This window comes from Thioclava kandeliae, assembly GCF_040297545.1.
Classification (GTDB): domain Bacteria; phylum Pseudomonadota; class Alphaproteobacteria; order Rhodobacterales; family Rhodobacteraceae; genus Thioclava; species Thioclava kandeliae.
In genome coordinates, this window is sequence record NZ_JAYWLC010000007.1 from 13,602 (window position 1) to 28,364 (window position 14,763).

Below are 14,763 nucleotides of genomic sequence, written 5' to 3' on the forward strand. Positions count from 1 at the left end.
CTATAGGCCAAGCCCTCTTTCCCCGCAAGCCTGCAACGCAGTCCAAAGGTTCCCGACAAGGCATTTCGCAGGGTTTGCGGTCTGTCGCACGGCAAACCGGCACAACCTCCGCCTGCCTGTCGAATGCTCTGCTCAGGATTATTAAGCTCGTGTAAGGGCATTGTGCCTAATCTTGCCGGCAAGACATGAACGGAGAATGTGATGCGGCATTACGGCAAGGTTACCGGAGACGATGCAGCCCGAGCAAAGGCCTGGCCGGAGCGGCCCGCGACCACGGCGCGCGAGGCGGTTCTGCCTGCACAGAGCCCCCCGAAAGCCGAGATCATAGCCGAAACGGCGCGCCTTCTGGATTACGAAGGGGCGGAGCACCTTGCCGATGACCCGCAACAGATCGCGCCCAGAACCCAGTCGTTGGCATGGGGCAAGGCGATCCGGCGCCAGATTGCGGCTATCGTCATGCTGGCCTGCTTTGCGTGGATCCTGCGCGACCGTGTCACGGGGCTCGATTATGCCGCGATTCTCGCCTCTCTCGGGCAGGTCTCGGCATGGCAATGGCTGGGCGCCGCACTGGCGACGCTGGCCTCGTTCGCCGCCCTGGCCAATTACGATGCCCTGATCCACAAGATCATGGATACGGGGCAGAACGAGGGCCAGAGCAAACGCGCAGGCTGGGTGTCCATCGCCATCTCGCAGACCGTAGGCTTCGGCCTGATTTCGGGCGCGCTCGTGCGCTGGCGCATGTTACCCGGTTTCTCGATGATCGAGGCCTCCAAACTGACCGCCATGGTGGCCGCTACCTTTCTGGCGGGGTGGGCCGTCGTCACGGCGATGGTGGTGATCGTCACCCCCGTGCAGCTGCCGGGCCTGCCGATCTTCGCACTTCAGGGTTTCGCCCTTTTGGGACTTCTCTTGGGCGGCGCGGTCGCGGCCCTCGCTCTATGGAATCCGGTGGTCAAAATCGGCAAATGGCAGCCACGCCTGCCGAGCTTGCCGGTCATGGGACGCATCCTGTGGCTTACCATCGCCGATACCGCCTTCGCTGCGCTGGCGCTTTGGGTGCTGATGCCTCCCGATACCGTCCACCCGCTGATCGCGCTCTATCCGGCCTTCCTGCTGGCGCTGGGTGCAGGGTTCATTTCCGGCACACCGGGCGGCGTCGGGCCGTTCGAGGTCACGCTGCTCATGCTTCTGCCGGGCGCCGAACAGGCTCCGCTTCTGGCCGCGATCGTTGCATGGCGGGCCGTCTATTACGGCGCGCCTGCCGCGCTGGCGCTGGCGGTACTGGCACTGGGGGCGCCTGTGCGGCACATTCCGCCGCGTGGCCGTCTCGTGCCTGCCGCGCCTGAATATACTCCCCGAATCGCGGAGCTCGCCCGCCTGAGCCCCCATGCCGAATTCGGTATCTTGCGCCAGGGTGAGCATTTCGTGCTACTGGGCGAGAATATGCGCTCGGGCTGGATGGTCGGACAGACGCAGCAGGCGCTTGTGGGAATGCGCGACCCGGTGGGAGAGACGGACCTGCGCGAGATGCTTCGCGCGCTGCGGATCGAGGCACGCGCGCAGGGCCGTCTGGCCTGCCTCTACAAGGTCCATGCACGCACCGCACTCGAGGCGCGCAGGCTTGGCTGGTCGGTGGTGCCGGTGGCACAGGAATGCTGGCTCCGGCCGGACCGGTTCACGCTTGACGCCCCCGCCATGTCGGGACTGCGGCGCAAGCTGCGCAAGGCAGCCAAGGCGGGCCTTACCTGCGAGCATTGCATGACTCAGATGCCGATGGCGCAGATGTCCGAGGTCGCCGCCGAATGGACCACCGCACGCGGCGGCGAGAGAGGCTTTTCCATGGGCCGTTTCACCCCCGATTATGTCAGCGAACACGAGGTTGTTCTGGCATGGTTCGATGGACGGCTCGTAGGATTTGCCAGTTTCCATGCCAATGATCATGAATGGGCGCTGGATCTGATGCGCACCAGTGATGACGCCCCCGACGGCACGATGCACCAGCTCATCGTCACCGCCATCGCGGCCGCCCGTGAGATGGGTTGTCCACGGCTCTCGCTTGCGGCTCTTCCTCCCCGTCCCGACCAGATCGAGGGCCCCGCCGCCATGATCTGGCGGCGCGCCGAGAGGGGTCATGGCGCGGCGGGGCTACGCCAGTTCAAGATGGGTTTTGCTCCGCATCTCACCACGCTCTATGTCTCAGCCCCCTCGGCTTCGGCACTTGCGCTGGCCTGTGCGGATATCGCCCGTATCATCCGCAAACCGCCCGCCCTCCGACCGGCGCGCGATCCGGATGGATCGGGCGTCTGGACACATGAGATCACCGATCGCGGCGGAGAACATTAGACTCGCGGTAGGGCCTACTTTGAGTCTTCGGCTCTGACAGGGCCGGACGTATCGCAACCGCCAAACTGCCCGCGCTTTCACAGGCCTGCATAATCAACAGGCAGATGTCGCAAGGATGTGATGGTTTTCACGGTTTCCGGAAGAGGGAAGATCTTTTCTTAATTCTTCGCCGCCCCATAATAGGAAAGTAAGGAGATTATCATGCCGTTGCCGACCTTTCTCTTACTCCTCGTCGCTGTCATTACTGCAGCAGGGGTCACGCTTTGTCTGGCAGTCTCGCTCGGGGTGCCGGCGCCCGCCCTTGCGCTCGCGCTTTTATGCTGTGTGGGCGTTGCGCGCATGATGGAGCGGGTCGAGTAGACATCGGCATATCGGCTTCCGCAGGGCCGCAAGGACCGGACCCCGCGTAATCCTCAGATCGCGAGACCCTGACGACCGGCAAGATCGGTGACGAACTGCCATGCAACGCGCCCCGAGCGCGCCCCGCGCGTGGCCTGCCATTCGATCGCTTCGGCACGGAGCATCTCGTCGGAAATCTCGATCCCGTAGGTATCGCAGTAGGCACGGATCATCTTGAGATAATCATCCTGCGAACAGGGATGGAAGCCCAGCCAGAGGCCGAACCGGTCAGAAAGCGAAACCTTTTCCTCCACCGCCTCACCCGGATTGATCGCTGTCGAGCGCTCGTTCTCGATCATATCGCGCGGCATCAGATGGCGACGGTTCGATGTGGCGTAGAGGATGACATTGGCAGGCCGCCCTTCGATCCCGCCATCGAGAATGGCCTTCAGCGATTTGTAATGGCGGTCATCGTGATCGAAGGACAGATCATCGCAGAACAGGATGAAGCGGACATCCGGCGCCGCGCGGAGATGCGCCAGCAGCCGCCCGACAGATGGCAGATCATCGCGCGACAGTTCCACCAGCTTCAGCGGCAGCCCCTGCGCCACAGCCTGCGCATGCGCCGCCTTCACGAGCGAGGATTTCCCCATCCCCCGCGCGCCCCAGAGCAGCGCGTTATTGGCGGCCCCACCGCGGGCAAATTGCAGCGTATTGGCCAGAAGCGTGTCGCGCGAGCGTTCGATCCCCTGCAACAGCTCGAAGGCCACGCCATTCACCTGGGCCACCGGATCCAGCCGGTCCGGCGCCGTGCGCCATGCAAAGGCGGTGGCCGCGGTAAAATCGGGCGCGGGCATCGGCGCGGGCGACATCCGCTCCAGTGCATCGGCGATCCGCCCCAGTGCGTCAGCCCGACTGACGCGGGGCGAGACAGTGGCAAGATAGTCGAGAATCCGGCCCTCCTCCGCGTCGCCGAGTGGCCGCTGACCATCAAGAAACTGCACAAGAACATCCTCGCGCAGCCCCGTGGCCGTCCCCAGATCCTGATTGGTCAGCTTGCGCCGTGCCAGCTCGTGTTTCAGATCTTGGCGATGCATCGGGCTCCTCCTTCGAAATCGGCCCCGGACATGCAGAGCATCTCCGGGGCCTTGTCATTCATCGTGTCGGACGGTCAGGACGATCTGGTCTCGTCGTCCCCATCGTCTTCCTCGTCTTCCTCGTCTTCCTCGACCCATGTGCCATCGGCCCGCATCCGCGCTTCGCGGTTCCGTTCGATCCGCCGCACTAGGAAGATCGACACCTCATAGAGCCCATAGACTACCACGAAAAGAATCACCTGCGAGATCACATCCGGCGGTGTGGCAATGGCAGCAACGATCAGGATCGCGACCACCGCATATTTGCGCACACTGGCAAGCCCTGCAGCCGAAACCAGCCCCGCCTTTCCCATCAGCGACAAAAGCACAGGCAGCTGGAAACAGATTCCGAAGGCCATGACGAATTTCACGGTCAGCGAGAGATATTCCTGCACCGAACCCTGGAAACCGATGGCCGCCATGTCATTGGCCGCCTTGCCCTCCGGCGTGAAGTTGCCCTGCTGGAACCCCAGGAAGAACTGGAAGGCCAGCGGAAGAATGACGTAATAGGCAAAGGCCGCACCGAGGAAGAACATCACCGGCGAAGCGATCAGGAAGGGCAAAAAGGCATTCTTTTCGGTCTTGTAGAGGCCAGGCGCAACAAACCGCCACATCTGATAGGCGATCACCGGGAAGGACAGTGCGAAACCGCCCATGAAGGAGATCGTCACCGCAACAAAGAAACCTTCCTGCAGCTTGATGAGATACAGCCCGCATTCCTGCCCGCGATCGGCAAGCGCGCCGCAGATCGGGTGGGTCAGGAAGTTGAAAATCGGGTTCCAGACCGTGTAGCAGGCCACCATCGCAACGATGAAAGCGGCCAGTGAATACAGGATACGGGTGCGCAGCTCGGCAAGATGCTCGATCAGCGGCGCGGCGCTATCTTCAATATCATCCTCGGCGCTCATGGCGTCTCTTTTCTTTTCTCGTCAGCGCTTGCCGCCCTGGTGACGGGCTCCGGAGCCTCGGCCTCGGAGACGGTGACCGGCAGATCCGGCTCGTCCTCGATCTCGTGGGGCGCGACATCACTTGCCGTGCTTGCGGAATCGGGGCTCTCGAGATTGGGATCGGGCTGGGCAACAGGGGCGCTGGTCTTTTCGACCTTCTCGGCCTTTTTGGGCATCGAAGGCTGCCACTTTTCGAACTTGTCCGTGGCACGTTCCAGAGCATCAAGGCCAAGCGCCTTTTTCGAGGTCATCCCCTTGAGCTCTTTTGTTGTCTCGGCGATGCCGGCCTGATCGGCCGCATCCTCCATCGCCCGCGAAAATTCGCGCGCCATGGCTTTGGCCTTACCCGTCAAACGGCCAAGGGTCCGAAACATTACAGGCAAATCCTTCGGCCCGACGACGATCAATGCGACCACGCCGATGACCAGAAGTTCGCTCCAACCGATATCAAACATTCAGGGCCTCCAGCCGCTGGCTCGCAGCTCAGACCTTGTCTTTCTTGTCCTCGGGGGTCACGTCACGAGCGTCAGTTTTCGAGGGCTCGTTGCTGGCATCCTCGATCTCGTTCGAGCTGTCCTTCACGCCTTTCTTGAAGGCCGTGATCCCCTTGCCGACTTCGCCCATCAGCGACGAGATCTTGCCGCGTCCGAACAGGACGAGAACCACAACAGCGATCAGAAGAAGGCCCGGAAGGCCGATATTGTTCAGCATAGTCTACTCCACACGCGCGGCCGGAGCACACAAGGCTTTGCGGCTCAGACCAAATCGGAGACAACGTTTATGGCCTCGGGCCCCGCAATCAAACCCCCAATCGTGCCAGTTGACATGAATTTTAAGCAACAGCTCCGGATTCGCCCAATATCTAGGCAACCATTTTTCGCTCCGACGGAATCGACACTGGCCCCAAAAGACCGGCTATGGCACAAACAGTGTAAGTTGAATTTTCGGGGATCAGATGCCAGCCACCGACTATCTTACCGCTTTCGTGACGCTTTTCGTCGTGATCGACCCGATCGGTCTGGCGCCCGTCTTCATCGCATTGACCAGCGGCGTGCCCGCGGCCAAGCGCCGGAGCATCGGGTTTCGGGCCGTAACCATCGGCGCGGGGTTGCTGACCCTATTCGGCCTGTTCGGACAGAATATTCTCGATGGAATCGGCATTTCCATGCCCGCTTTTCGCATTGCGGGCGGTGTCTTGCTGTTCCTGACCGCGCTCGACATGCTGTTTGAACGCCGCACCAAACGCCGCGAGGGACAGGGCGAGGAGCATGTGCAGGACCCCGATCATGATGACCCCTCGGTCTTCCCGCTTGCCACACCGCTAATCGCCGGACCCGGCGCTATGGCGTCGATGATCCTGCTGATGGGGCAAGGCGATGGTAGCACGTTGCACATCCTCGCCATTCTGGGCGTGATGCTGGCCGTGCTGGCCTGTGTAATGGCGCTTTTCGCCATCGCCGCGCCGGTGGAGCGGCTTCTTGGCCGGACGGGCGTGATGGTGGTCACGCGGCTTCTGGGCATGCTGCTTGCCGCGCTTGCCATCCAGTTCATCCTCGACGGCCTGCACCGTGCAGGCGTCACCGACGTGCTCTAGCGCATTGTTTCCGATTTCTGGATAGCGGACATACGATGACAGGCGACGATATCGGTCAATTTGTCTATCTGATCCTTCTGCTGACGGTGGTTGGCGGCTATGTCATGTTCGATTTCCGCCGCAACCTCTCGCGCAGGCTCCAGCAACTGGCGGTCTGGGCCCTGCTCCTGCTGGGGCTTCTTGCCGCGATGGGACTGTGGAGCGACATCCGCAAAACGGTACTTCCCGCACAGGAGATCGTGGGCGAGAACCGGATCGAGGTCCCCAAATCCGCTGACGGCCATTTCTACCTCGTCGCCAAAATCAACGGCACGCCGGTGCGCTTCGTCGTGGATACGGGGGCCACCAATATCGTGCTGTCGCTCGCGGATGCCCGCAAGGTCGGCATCGACCCCGACCGGCTTGCCTTCATCGGCCGTGCCAGCACTGCCAATGGAGTGATTCGAACCGCTTCCGTCCGGCTCGACAGCATCGAAGTGGGGCCGATCCATGACACCGACGTCCCAGCCAGCATTAATGGGGGCGAAATGGACGGATCATTGCTCGGAATGACCTATTTGAGCAAATTCGCGCGCATCGAGTTCAATCGTGATAAGCTTATCCTTGAGCGCTAAGGCTTTATTTGCGATCAAACGAAATAAACATTATATTAAAACATATTATCTGATGAATCTTCTTCCGGCCATGTATTTGTGCAGCGGCCCGATCTGGCAGGATGCCAGCCACCAAACACGAAAGGATCGCTACAATGGTTCCGGCCTCGGATGTGGCGCAAAATGATGAAGTGACAACCCTGTCGCCCGAGGAGATGACCCATCGCGCGCGCGAGGCTGCATGTCTTCTCAAGGCGCTGTCCCATGAGGGGCGCCTGATGATCCTGTGCCACCTGACCGCAGGCGAACGCTCGGTCAGCGACTTGGAGGTGCTATTGAATGCCCGTCAGGCCGCCGTTAGCCAGCAACTGGCGCGTCTGCGTCAGGACGGGCTGGTCTCGACCCGCCGCGATGGCAAGACCGTCTATTATTCGATCCGCGACGAACGGGTAAAACGTCTTCTGACCACCATGTACGAGTTGTTCTGCGTCTGACGGGGCGTGTTTTCCGGTCACGCACCTGCATTGAGCACGATCGTGATCTTTTCCCTATGACCAAATAGGGATAAAGCCTGTGACGCAATCACAGCGATTTAGAGGACCGTCATGCACGATATTCGCGCGATCCGTGAAAACCCCGAAACCTTCGATGCCGCTCTGGCACGCCGCGGGCTGGAGCCGATGTCGGCCACGATCCTCTCGATCGATGAAGCCCGCCGCCGTGCAATCCAGACCGCCGAGGAAGCCAAAGCCGAGCAGAACGCCGCCTCCAAGAAGGTCGGCGCCGCCAAAGCCGCTGGTGATGACGCAGAATTCGAGCGTCTGCGCGGGCTTGTGGCCGAGAAAAAGGCCGAAGTGGCCGCCATGCAGACCGAAGCCGGTGCAAAAGATGCCGAGCTGCGCGATCTGCTGCTGACCATCCCCAATCTCGTGCTTGACGAGGTGCCTGAAGGCGCGGATGAGGATGATAACGTCGAGATCCATAAGTGGGGCGAGGTTCCGAGCTTCAGCTTCAAGCCGAAAGAGCATTTCGAGCTGGCGGGCGTTGGCACCAATATGGACTTTGAAACCGCGGCCAAACTCTCCGGCTCGCGCTTTGTGGCGCTGCGTGGCGGTGTGGCCCGTGTGCACCGCGCCTTGGCGCAATATATGCTCGACCTGCATGTCGACAGCCATGATCTTGTCGAAAACATCACCCCCGTTCTGGTGCGTGATGAGGCGATGCTGGGCACCGGCCAGCTACCGAAATTCTCGGAAGACAGCTACCAGACGACCAATGGCTGGTGGCTGATCCCCACCGCCGAGGTCACGCTGACCAATTTCGCCAGCGGTGAGGTCTGGGACGAATCCACCCTGCCGCGCCGCTATGTGGCCCATACCAACTGCTTCCGTTCCGAGGCAGGCTCGGCTGGTAAGGACACCTCGGGCATGCTGCGCCAGCACCAGTTCGAGAAGGTCGAGATGGTGACCATATGCCATCCCGAAAAAGCCATCGAAGAACACGAGCGTATGGTGAAATGTGCCGAGGCCGTGCTCGAAGGGCTGAACCTGCCCTACCGCCGCATCATCCTGTGCACCGGCGATATCGGCTTTGGTGCGCAGAAGACCTATGACCTCGAGGTCTGGCTGCCCGGTCAGGACACCTATCGAGAGATCTCCTCTGTTTCCACCTGCGGCCAGTTCCAGGCCCGCCGGATGAATGGCCGCTTCAAGCCCGCAGATGGCGGCAAGCCGGAATTCATGGCCACGCTGAACGGATCGGGTCTGGCGGTGGGCCGGTGCCTGATTGCCGTGCTGGAAAACGGCCAGCGCGAGGATGGCTCGGTGGTTCTCCCCGAGGTCTTGCATCCCTATCTGGGTGGCAAAACGATGCTTGTCGACGGGCGTCTCGTTTAAGCGTCACGACATCCGCATGACAGTTATATGAAATCTCTGCGCTCCCATGACATGGATCATGGGAGCGTTCTGCATTTTGTGTTAATCTCGGGGCCAGGCAAAGCCAAGGGAGTGCCCTGATGGACCGGACGTTTCTCGACATCCAAGCCACCGCGCGCAAGATTTGCGCGCTCGACAACCAGGCGGTGGCCGAATTCATCTGGCAGCTGCGGCAGGACCGCAAGCTGACGAAACTGGTGCATGCGCTGAACGAGGCCGCTTCCGAAAGCCGCCCAGACGCCCGCGCGGCGCTCGATCATCTCGGTTTCGTCTGAGGAGCGGGAACCCGTCGCGGATCGGGCGCGTTAAGCCCTGTTAGAAGCCGTTTAGGACAACCGCACATGGTCCGCCCCTCCTCCCCGCCGTCATTCCGTCTGAAAGCCGTTCTGGTTCTCGTGGCGGTTGTGGCCTTTGTCGTCTCTCCGATCTGGTCGCCCTCGTTCAAAGGGTATGACCCGACACAATTCCCCAATCCGGTCGACGCTCCCGCGATCCAGCCCGCCGGATGGGCTTTCTCCATCTGGTCGCTGATCTATCTCTGGCTCGTGGCCCATGCCCTTTGGGGGCTTTTGCGCCATAACGATGATGCGGGGTGGGACCGCACGCGGCTTCCGCTCCTGCTCTCCACCGGATTAGGTGCCAGCTGGCTGGTCGTTGCGACATCCATGCCGTGGCTGGCAACTCTGCAGATCTGGCTTATGTGGGCGCTCGCGCTCTGGGCAATGATGCGCGCACGCGATGCCGGCCAACCCGCCCTCTGTGCTGGACCCATCGGGCTCTATACGGGCTGGCTCACCGCCGCCTCCGCCGTGGGCACCGGCGTTGTGCTGATCGGCTATAATATCGGCTCCGAGATTACGGTGACGCTGCTGATGCTTTGCGTTGTTGCCGCAATCAGCCTCGCGATCGTTCTGCTGGCCCGTCCGCCGCGCACATTCGCGATTGCCGTAATCTGGGCCCTGATCGGGGTGATCGCGGCAAATTGGGGCGATGGCGTGGTCATGCTGCCGGCATCGATCTTCGCGCTGGCACTCGCAGCTGTGGCCTGGCGCGACCTGCTGCCCAAAGCCCAGGCCGTCGGGCGGTAGAGGGGGCCGCGACCCGACGCGAGGCAGCCCCTTCCATGTCTGCGTCAGGCGGCGGCCATCGCGGGACGACTGCGCCGGCGTCGCGCAAGCCCCAGAAGCGCCAGAGCCGAGCCGAAGAGCCACATCGCGGCAGGAACCGGCACGGCCGAGAGGTTGGTCGTCTCGCCTGTCAGCGGGTCCATGGCATAGCTGTCGCCCGCTGCGGTCTCGGTGGTCGTAACGCCGAACAAGATACTCTCGAAACCCGAGAACATGATCGAGAACCCGTCCTCGAAGACATAGGTCATGATGAGGCTCACGGTATCGAATGTCGAAGTGAAGGCGTCATCGGCATAGCCTTCGAACCAGAGTGTATCGGTATCATCCGCGCTATCGCCACCGTAGAAGACACTATCGAGCCACCCTGTCGCACTGGTGCCGGTGATCGTTAGCGTATCGGCCCCGTCACCGAGGTAAAAATCCCCGACAAGCGTCGCGCCCGCCCCAATCGTCACCTCATCATCACCACCGAACAGTTCGACAGCCGTGCCGGACAGGCCAGTAATAGACACATCGCTCGTGAAGTTGAGGCTGTCCATGCCGGAGGCCCCGCCCGAAATCGCGACCTGACCGGTGATACTTCCCGAGAAACCTGCGGAATTATAGTAACTGTCATCAACCGTGACCGCGCCGGTGCTGGTAGATGTCGCCTTAATCGCTGTGCCATTGGCGCTGGAAATATCCAGATTGTCGCCACGCACAGCGACCGCATTACCGACGACCGCATCGCCGGAACTCTCCATGCTTGAATCATAGCCATAGACATAGACATAGACATAGGCTGTGCCATCCGTGTCGACGATCCCGCCATTGGTGGCACTCACACCGGAGTTATAAAGCGTCAGAGTTGCGTAACTATCGGTGTCGATGACATCTCCCGAGGTTACGGAGACATCCGTGCTCCGGCTAATCGTAAGACTACCGTTTCCTCCCCCCGTGAGCAGCGGCGCCGAATAGCTCGATCCACCCATATTTGCGAGGTAAAGCGAGAGATACCCCCCTGTCTCGACAACACCGAGCGACTGGTTTGAAGATGCCGTGAAATCGGTAAACACGGCGGAAAGGCTGTCTCCCTCCTCTGCTACGGCGAGATGATCGGAGACGGTTACCGGACCGTAAAAGTCGGCATAGCCGGAACCGGTTACTGCAACATCCGCAGAGACATCGCCATAGCTATACACTTCCCCGCCATAGCTATTTCCGCCGTCAAGATCGAATGCGTAGCTGCCGCCGGAAATCGTGCCGTAGCTGTGCATGATGCCGCGCGCCATTGTCACGGCGGTATCGCTCGCAATCTCGCTTCCGTCGCGCGTGAAGACGTAGCTATACCCCTCTGTCGTCAGGCCGCCATCCACCGTGCCATTCACGACCACGATGGCGTCCTCGCCCGCGTCAATCGCCCCCGTCGTCGCGGCTGCGGATACCAGCACCGACGTGTCGCTATAGCCGCTCAGATCGAAACCCGAAAAGACACCGCTCCCGCAATAGGCGGAGGTGTTCGTGCCGTAAATGAAACTGCATGTTGCCGCTTGGGCGAAACTTGGCGCAACCAGAAGTGCGGCGCCGACAGGTAGAAATAGTCTGATCATGGGGTCCCCCAAAAGAAAATCTACTTCCTTGGGTGTATCTCTGATCTTCATATGTCGCGCGCAGGTTGTGCCAAATTCGTATAGAATTGACGTAGCGTCATGCGTGACTACGGATTAAGCACGATTGACGCTGCGTTAGGCATAAACAAAACCCCGCTTTCGCGGGGTTTGCTATCAGTCTTCCGATTTGCTGGCGCGTTTTGCGGCGGCATTGGCTTTGTGGGTAGCCTTTTTCTTGGCGTCCACGTGCTTCTTGAGCCGCGAGGGAATCGACTTCTTTCTGTCCTTATAGGGGTTTTCCTTGCCCTGATCGCGGAAATAGATCCGGATCGGCGTGCCGCCCATATCAAAGGTCTCGCGCAGGCCGTTGACCAGATAGCGGCCATAGGCTTCGGGGATCTTGTCGGTATGGGTTGCCTTTACCACAAATCCCGGCGGACGGGTCTTGGCCTGGGTCATGTAGCGCAGCTTGATACGGCGACCGCCCGGAGCGGGTGGCGGGTGCGCCTCGGTCATGGCCGAGAGCCAGTTGTTCAGCTTGGCGGTCGGCACACGGCGGTTCCAGACCTCATGCGCCTTCAGGATCGCGGCATGCAGACGGTCGAGCCCCTTGCCGGTCTTGGCCGAGACGGTCACCAGCGGCGCGCCTTTCAGCTGCGGCAGAAGACGTTCGAACGCCTCGCGCAGTTCCAGCAGTTTCGCGGGCTTGTCATCCTCGAGGTCCCACTTGTTCGCGGCGACCACAACAGCACGGCCTTCGGTTTCCGCGAAATCCGCGATGCGCAGATCCTGCGTCTCGAAGGGGATATTCACATCCAGCAGAACAACCACGACCTCGGCAAAGCGCACGGCGCGCAGGCCATCGGCGACCGAGAGCTTCTCGAGCTTCTCGTTCACACGCGCCTTCTTGCGCATACCTGCCGTGTCCCAGATACGCATGGGCGTGCCCATATAGTCGGTTTTCACCGAGATCGCATCGCGGGTAATGCCCGCCTCGGGGCCGGTCAGCAGGCGGTCCTCGTTGAGGATCTTGTTGATCAGCGTCGATTTACCGGCATTCGGACGGCCGATCACGGCCAGCTGCAGGGGCTTGGCGGCAGAGGGCGGGATATAGGCGGGAATATCATCCTCACCGAGTTCCTCGTCGATCACCACATCGGTTTCGGGGATCGCGGCCACGTTGCGCGCGGCGAACTCGTCGGCCATCGGACGCAGGACGTGATAGAGCTCGTCCATGCCCAGACCATGTTCTGCGGAAATCTGCATGGGCTCGCCCAGACCGAGGCTCCATGCCTCAAGCGCACCGGCCTCACCCGCCGAGCCTTCGGCCTTGTTGGCCGCCAGAATCACATTGGCATTCTTGCGGCGCAGGATATCGGCAAAGATCTCGTCGGCAGGGGTCACCCCTACACGCGCATCCACGACGAAGAGGCAGATATCGGCCTCCTCGACGGCGCGTTCGGTCAGGCGGCGCATACGTCCCTGGAGGCTGTCATCCTCGGCCAGTTCCAGACCGGCGCTGTCGATCACGATGAACCGCAGGTCGCCAAGGCGCGCATCGCCCTCGCGCAGGTCACGGGTCACGCCGGGTGTGTCATCGACAAGCGCCAGACGCTTGCCGACCAGACGGTTGAACAGGGTCGACTTGCCGACATTGGGGCGACCGACGATCGCGAGGGTAAAGCTCATAAGGCCCTCCTTGGGCGGCGCAGCCCCGGGCGGGATACGCAGATTCGAACGCGTCTCCTACACGGGACGCGGGCGCGGGTCAAATCCTCATACAGGAAAACCGCGGCGGGGAAAAGAAAACCGGGCATTTGCCCGGCTTTCCTTTTGACTTAGCGATAGGCCAGAAGCTTGCCGTCGCGGGAGACGACATAGAGCGTGCCGCCCGCCACCACCGGCGCCGAGGCCGCGCCCCCCGGAAGCGGCGCTTCCGAGATCAGCTTGCCCGTTGCCGGATCGAAAACCCGCAGACGCTCGTCCGAGGACGCCACGAACAACTTGTTGCCCGCCAGAACCGGCCCGTAATGGACATAGATCGCCTGCTGCTTCTTGGCTTTTTCCTTGATGTAATAGGGCATCGGCACCGAATAGATCTCGGCGCCCGTGGCAGCATCGAGCCGCGTGAGCTTGGCCTCGTCGGACACGAGGAAGACCGAACCGCCGGCCACGACCAGCGGCGAGTTCGCCCCCGTCTTGGCGACCCATTTCTGCTTGCCCGACGCCAGATCGAAGGCTGCGGACCGGCCAGCCGAGGTGCCGGCATAAACCACATCGCCCGCGATGACCGGATCGCCCGTCAGGTCGACGACCGATCCGAAAGCGCGGCCCAAACGACGGCCCGGCACACGCGCCTGCCACATATCGAAGCCACCTTTGGGCAGCGTGGCCATCAGATCGCCCGAGGGGAACGGGAAGACGACCGTGTTACCGCCCACTGCGGGGGCCGAGACTCCGGTCATCGCCGAGGGCGAGGCGCCCCCCTGCATCTGCCATTCGACCTTGCCGTCGCTCTCGCGAATGGCCCAGGCGGAGCCGTCACGCGCCACGACATAGACGAGACCGCCCGAAACGGTCGGTGCGCCGCCAAGGGAGACGCCGAAATCCTGCCGCCAGCGGATAGTGCCCGAGGCCGCATCCACGGCCACCAGTTCGCCATAGCCCGTGGTGACAAACAGCGTATTGCCATCAGCCGCCAGACCGCCGCCCGAGGCCGAGCCTGCGGTCTCGTTGGCGGGGAGCAGATTGGCGCGCCAGAGGGTCTGGCCGGAGGTCGAGGTCGCTGTTACATCGGTATGGCTGTCGAGAGTAAAGATCCGTCCGCCCGAGACCACCGGATCGGCGGTGATGCGGTAGCGTTTCGCATCGCCCTGACCGATACCGGCCTGCCACAGAAGCGTGGTGCCCTGCCCGATCGCCGCATTGGGCGCATGATGCGAGGCATTGCCCGCCCGCTGGGCCCAGTCGGCATTGGAGGTCACGGCAGGCAGGTTGAGCGCGGTCGAGGTTACGGGCGCGGGGCCCGACGCGCTATCGGAAAGCACATCCCGCGGATCGAGCCTGTCACCCTGCAGGATCACTTCCTTTTCGCAGGCGGATACCGCCAGCATCATGCCAAGGGCCGCCATTTTGTGAATAAGCTTCACCGCGCTACTCCT

At 61.7% G+C, this 14,763-nt stretch carries 15 protein-coding genes; 8 read left to right on the forward strand and 7 right to left on the reverse strand.

The features are described from left to right. The first annotated feature begins 201 nt into the window (after positions 1-201). Entirely contained in the window at positions 202-2,343 is a 2,142-nt protein-coding gene (locus tag VSX56_RS10210) for a bifunctional lysylphosphatidylglycerol flippase/synthetase MprF (RefSeq protein WP_350936853.1), read from the forward strand. Between the two features lie 201 nt (positions 2,344-2,544). Then, the gene (locus VSX56_RS10215; RefSeq protein WP_339113072.1) at positions 2,545-2,703 is read left to right on the forward strand and encodes a hypothetical protein; all 159 of its coding nucleotides are present in this window, start codon (positions 2,545-2,547) and stop codon (positions 2,701-2,703) included. Between the two features lie 53 nt (positions 2,704-2,756). On the opposite strand, the gene VSX56_RS10220 is transcribed toward VSX56_RS10215, so the two are convergent. From VSX56_RS10220 to tatA, 4 genes are all read right to left on the reverse strand, one after another. Continuing rightward, positions 2,757-3,554: an ATP-binding protein gene (locus VSX56_RS10220; protein WP_350937104.1), complete on the reverse strand. Its 798-nt coding sequence runs from the start codon at positions 3,552-3,554 to the stop codon at positions 2,757-2,759. A gap of 299 nt (positions 3,555-3,853) precedes the next feature. Beyond that, positions 3,854-4,726 (reverse strand): twin-arginine translocase subunit TatC, encoded by an 873-nt coding sequence (gene tatC, locus VSX56_RS10225; protein ID WP_350936855.1) that lies wholly within the window; start codon positions 4,724-4,726, stop codon positions 3,854-3,856. After that, positions 4,723-5,220, reverse strand: a complete 498-nt coding sequence (gene tatB, locus VSX56_RS10230) for a Sec-independent protein translocase protein TatB (RefSeq protein WP_350936857.1) — start codon at positions 5,218-5,220, stop codon at positions 4,723-4,725. Before tatB ends, tatC begins: the two co-directional genes overlap by 4 nt. Positions 5,221-5,248: 28 nt before the next feature. Next, positions 5,249-5,476: a twin-arginine translocase TatA/TatE family subunit gene (gene tatA / locus VSX56_RS10235; protein ID WP_339113075.1), complete on the reverse strand. Its 228-nt coding sequence runs from the start codon at positions 5,474-5,476 to the stop codon at positions 5,249-5,251. A 244-nt stretch (positions 5,477-5,720) separates the two neighbouring features. On the opposite strand from tatA, the gene VSX56_RS10240 reads away from it, so the two are divergent. From VSX56_RS10240 to VSX56_RS10265, 6 genes are all read left to right on the forward strand, one after another. Further along, complete coding sequence (locus VSX56_RS10240; protein WP_350936860.1) at positions 5,721-6,359, forward strand: MarC family protein; 639 nt, start codon at positions 5,721-5,723, stop codon at positions 6,357-6,359. 35 nt (positions 6,360-6,394) lie between these two features. After that, positions 6,395-6,973 (forward strand): retropepsin-like aspartic protease family protein, encoded by a 579-nt coding sequence (locus tag VSX56_RS10245; RefSeq protein ID WP_339113077.1) that lies wholly within the window; start codon positions 6,395-6,397, stop codon positions 6,971-6,973. Between the two features lie 134 nt (positions 6,974-7,107). Next, entirely contained in the window at positions 7,108-7,446 is a 339-nt protein-coding gene (locus VSX56_RS10250) for an ArsR/SmtB family transcription factor (protein WP_339113078.1), read from the forward strand. Positions 7,447-7,557: 111 nt separating this feature from the next. After that, positions 7,558-8,847 carry a serine--tRNA ligase gene (gene serS, locus VSX56_RS10255; RefSeq protein ID WP_339113079.1) on the forward strand — a complete coding sequence of 430 codons (1,290 nt, stop codon included), beginning with the start codon at positions 7,558-7,560 and terminating at the stop codon, positions 8,845-8,847. Positions 8,848-8,966: 119 nt separating this feature from the next. Continuing rightward, on the forward strand, positions 8,967-9,161 hold the full coding sequence (locus tag VSX56_RS10260; protein WP_339113080.1) for a hypothetical protein: 195 nt from the start codon (positions 8,967-8,969) through the stop codon (positions 9,159-9,161). Between the two features lie 66 nt (positions 9,162-9,227). Continuing rightward, positions 9,228-9,974, forward strand: coding sequence for a TspO-related membrane protein (locus VSX56_RS10265; protein WP_350936863.1), 747 nt, complete (start codon positions 9,228-9,230; stop codon positions 9,972-9,974). A 44-nt stretch (positions 9,975-10,018) separates the two neighbouring features. On the opposite strand, the gene VSX56_RS10270 is transcribed toward VSX56_RS10265, so the two are convergent. The 3 genes from VSX56_RS10270 to VSX56_RS10280 all read right to left on the reverse strand — a co-directional run bounded on the left by VSX56_RS10270 (position 10,019) and on the right by VSX56_RS10280 (position 14,751). Further along, positions 10,019-11,602, reverse strand: a complete 1,584-nt coding sequence (locus tag VSX56_RS10270; RefSeq protein WP_350936865.1) for a VPLPA-CTERM sorting domain-containing protein — start codon at positions 11,600-11,602, stop codon at positions 10,019-10,021. A gap of 174 nt (positions 11,603-11,776) precedes the next feature. Beyond that, on the reverse strand, positions 11,777-13,291 hold the full coding sequence (der, locus tag VSX56_RS10275; RefSeq protein ID WP_339113083.1) for a ribosome biogenesis GTPase Der: 1,515 nt from the start codon (positions 13,289-13,291) through the stop codon (positions 11,777-11,779). A gap of 149 nt (positions 13,292-13,440) precedes the next feature. Continuing rightward, positions 13,441-14,751, reverse strand: a complete 1,311-nt coding sequence (locus tag VSX56_RS10280; RefSeq protein WP_339113084.1) for an outer membrane protein assembly factor BamB family protein — start codon at positions 14,749-14,751, stop codon at positions 13,441-13,443. Between the last annotated feature and the right edge of the window lie 12 nt (positions 14,752-14,763).

Excerpts from the sequence above, each read along its gene's own strand:
- VSX56_RS10210 (WP_350936853.1), top strand. The coding sequence starts at position 202 with ATGCGGCATTACGGCAAGGTTACCGGAGACGATGCAGCCCGAGCAAAG.
- VSX56_RS10215 (WP_339113072.1), top strand. The coding sequence starts at position 2,545 with ATGCCGTTGCCGACCTTTCTCTTACTCCTCGTCGCTGTCATTACTGCA.
- VSX56_RS10220 (WP_350937104.1), bottom strand. The coding sequence starts at position 3,554 with ATGTCGCCCGCGCCGATGCCCGCGCCCGATTTTACCGCGGCCACCGCC.
- tatC (WP_350936855.1), bottom strand. The coding sequence starts at position 4,726 with ATGAGCGCCGAGGATGATATTGAAGATAGCGCCGCGCCGCTGATCGAG.
- tatB (WP_350936857.1), bottom strand. The coding sequence starts at position 5,220 with ATGTTTGATATCGGTTGGAGCGAACTTCTGGTCATCGGCGTGGTCGCA.
- tatA (WP_339113075.1), bottom strand. The coding sequence starts at position 5,476 with ATGCTGAACAATATCGGCCTTCCGGGCCTTCTTCTGATCGCTGTTGTG.
- VSX56_RS10240 (WP_350936860.1), top strand. The coding sequence starts at position 5,721 with ATGCCAGCCACCGACTATCTTACCGCTTTCGTGACGCTTTTCGTCGTG.
- VSX56_RS10245 (WP_339113077.1), top strand. The coding sequence starts at position 6,395 with ATGACAGGCGACGATATCGGTCAATTTGTCTATCTGATCCTTCTGCTG.
- VSX56_RS10250 (WP_339113078.1), top strand. The coding sequence starts at position 7,108 with ATGGTTCCGGCCTCGGATGTGGCGCAAAATGATGAAGTGACAACCCTG.
- serS (WP_339113079.1), top strand. The coding sequence starts at position 7,558 with ATGCACGATATTCGCGCGATCCGTGAAAACCCCGAAACCTTCGATGCC.
- VSX56_RS10260 (WP_339113080.1), top strand. The coding sequence starts at position 8,967 with ATGGACCGGACGTTTCTCGACATCCAAGCCACCGCGCGCAAGATTTGC.
- VSX56_RS10265 (WP_350936863.1), top strand. The coding sequence starts at position 9,228 with ATGGTCCGCCCCTCCTCCCCGCCGTCATTCCGTCTGAAAGCCGTTCTG.
- VSX56_RS10270 (WP_350936865.1), bottom strand. The coding sequence starts at position 11,602 with ATGATCAGACTATTTCTACCTGTCGGCGCCGCACTTCTGGTTGCGCCA.
- der (WP_339113083.1), bottom strand. The coding sequence starts at position 13,291 with ATGAGCTTTACCCTCGCGATCGTCGGTCGCCCCAATGTCGGCAAGTCG.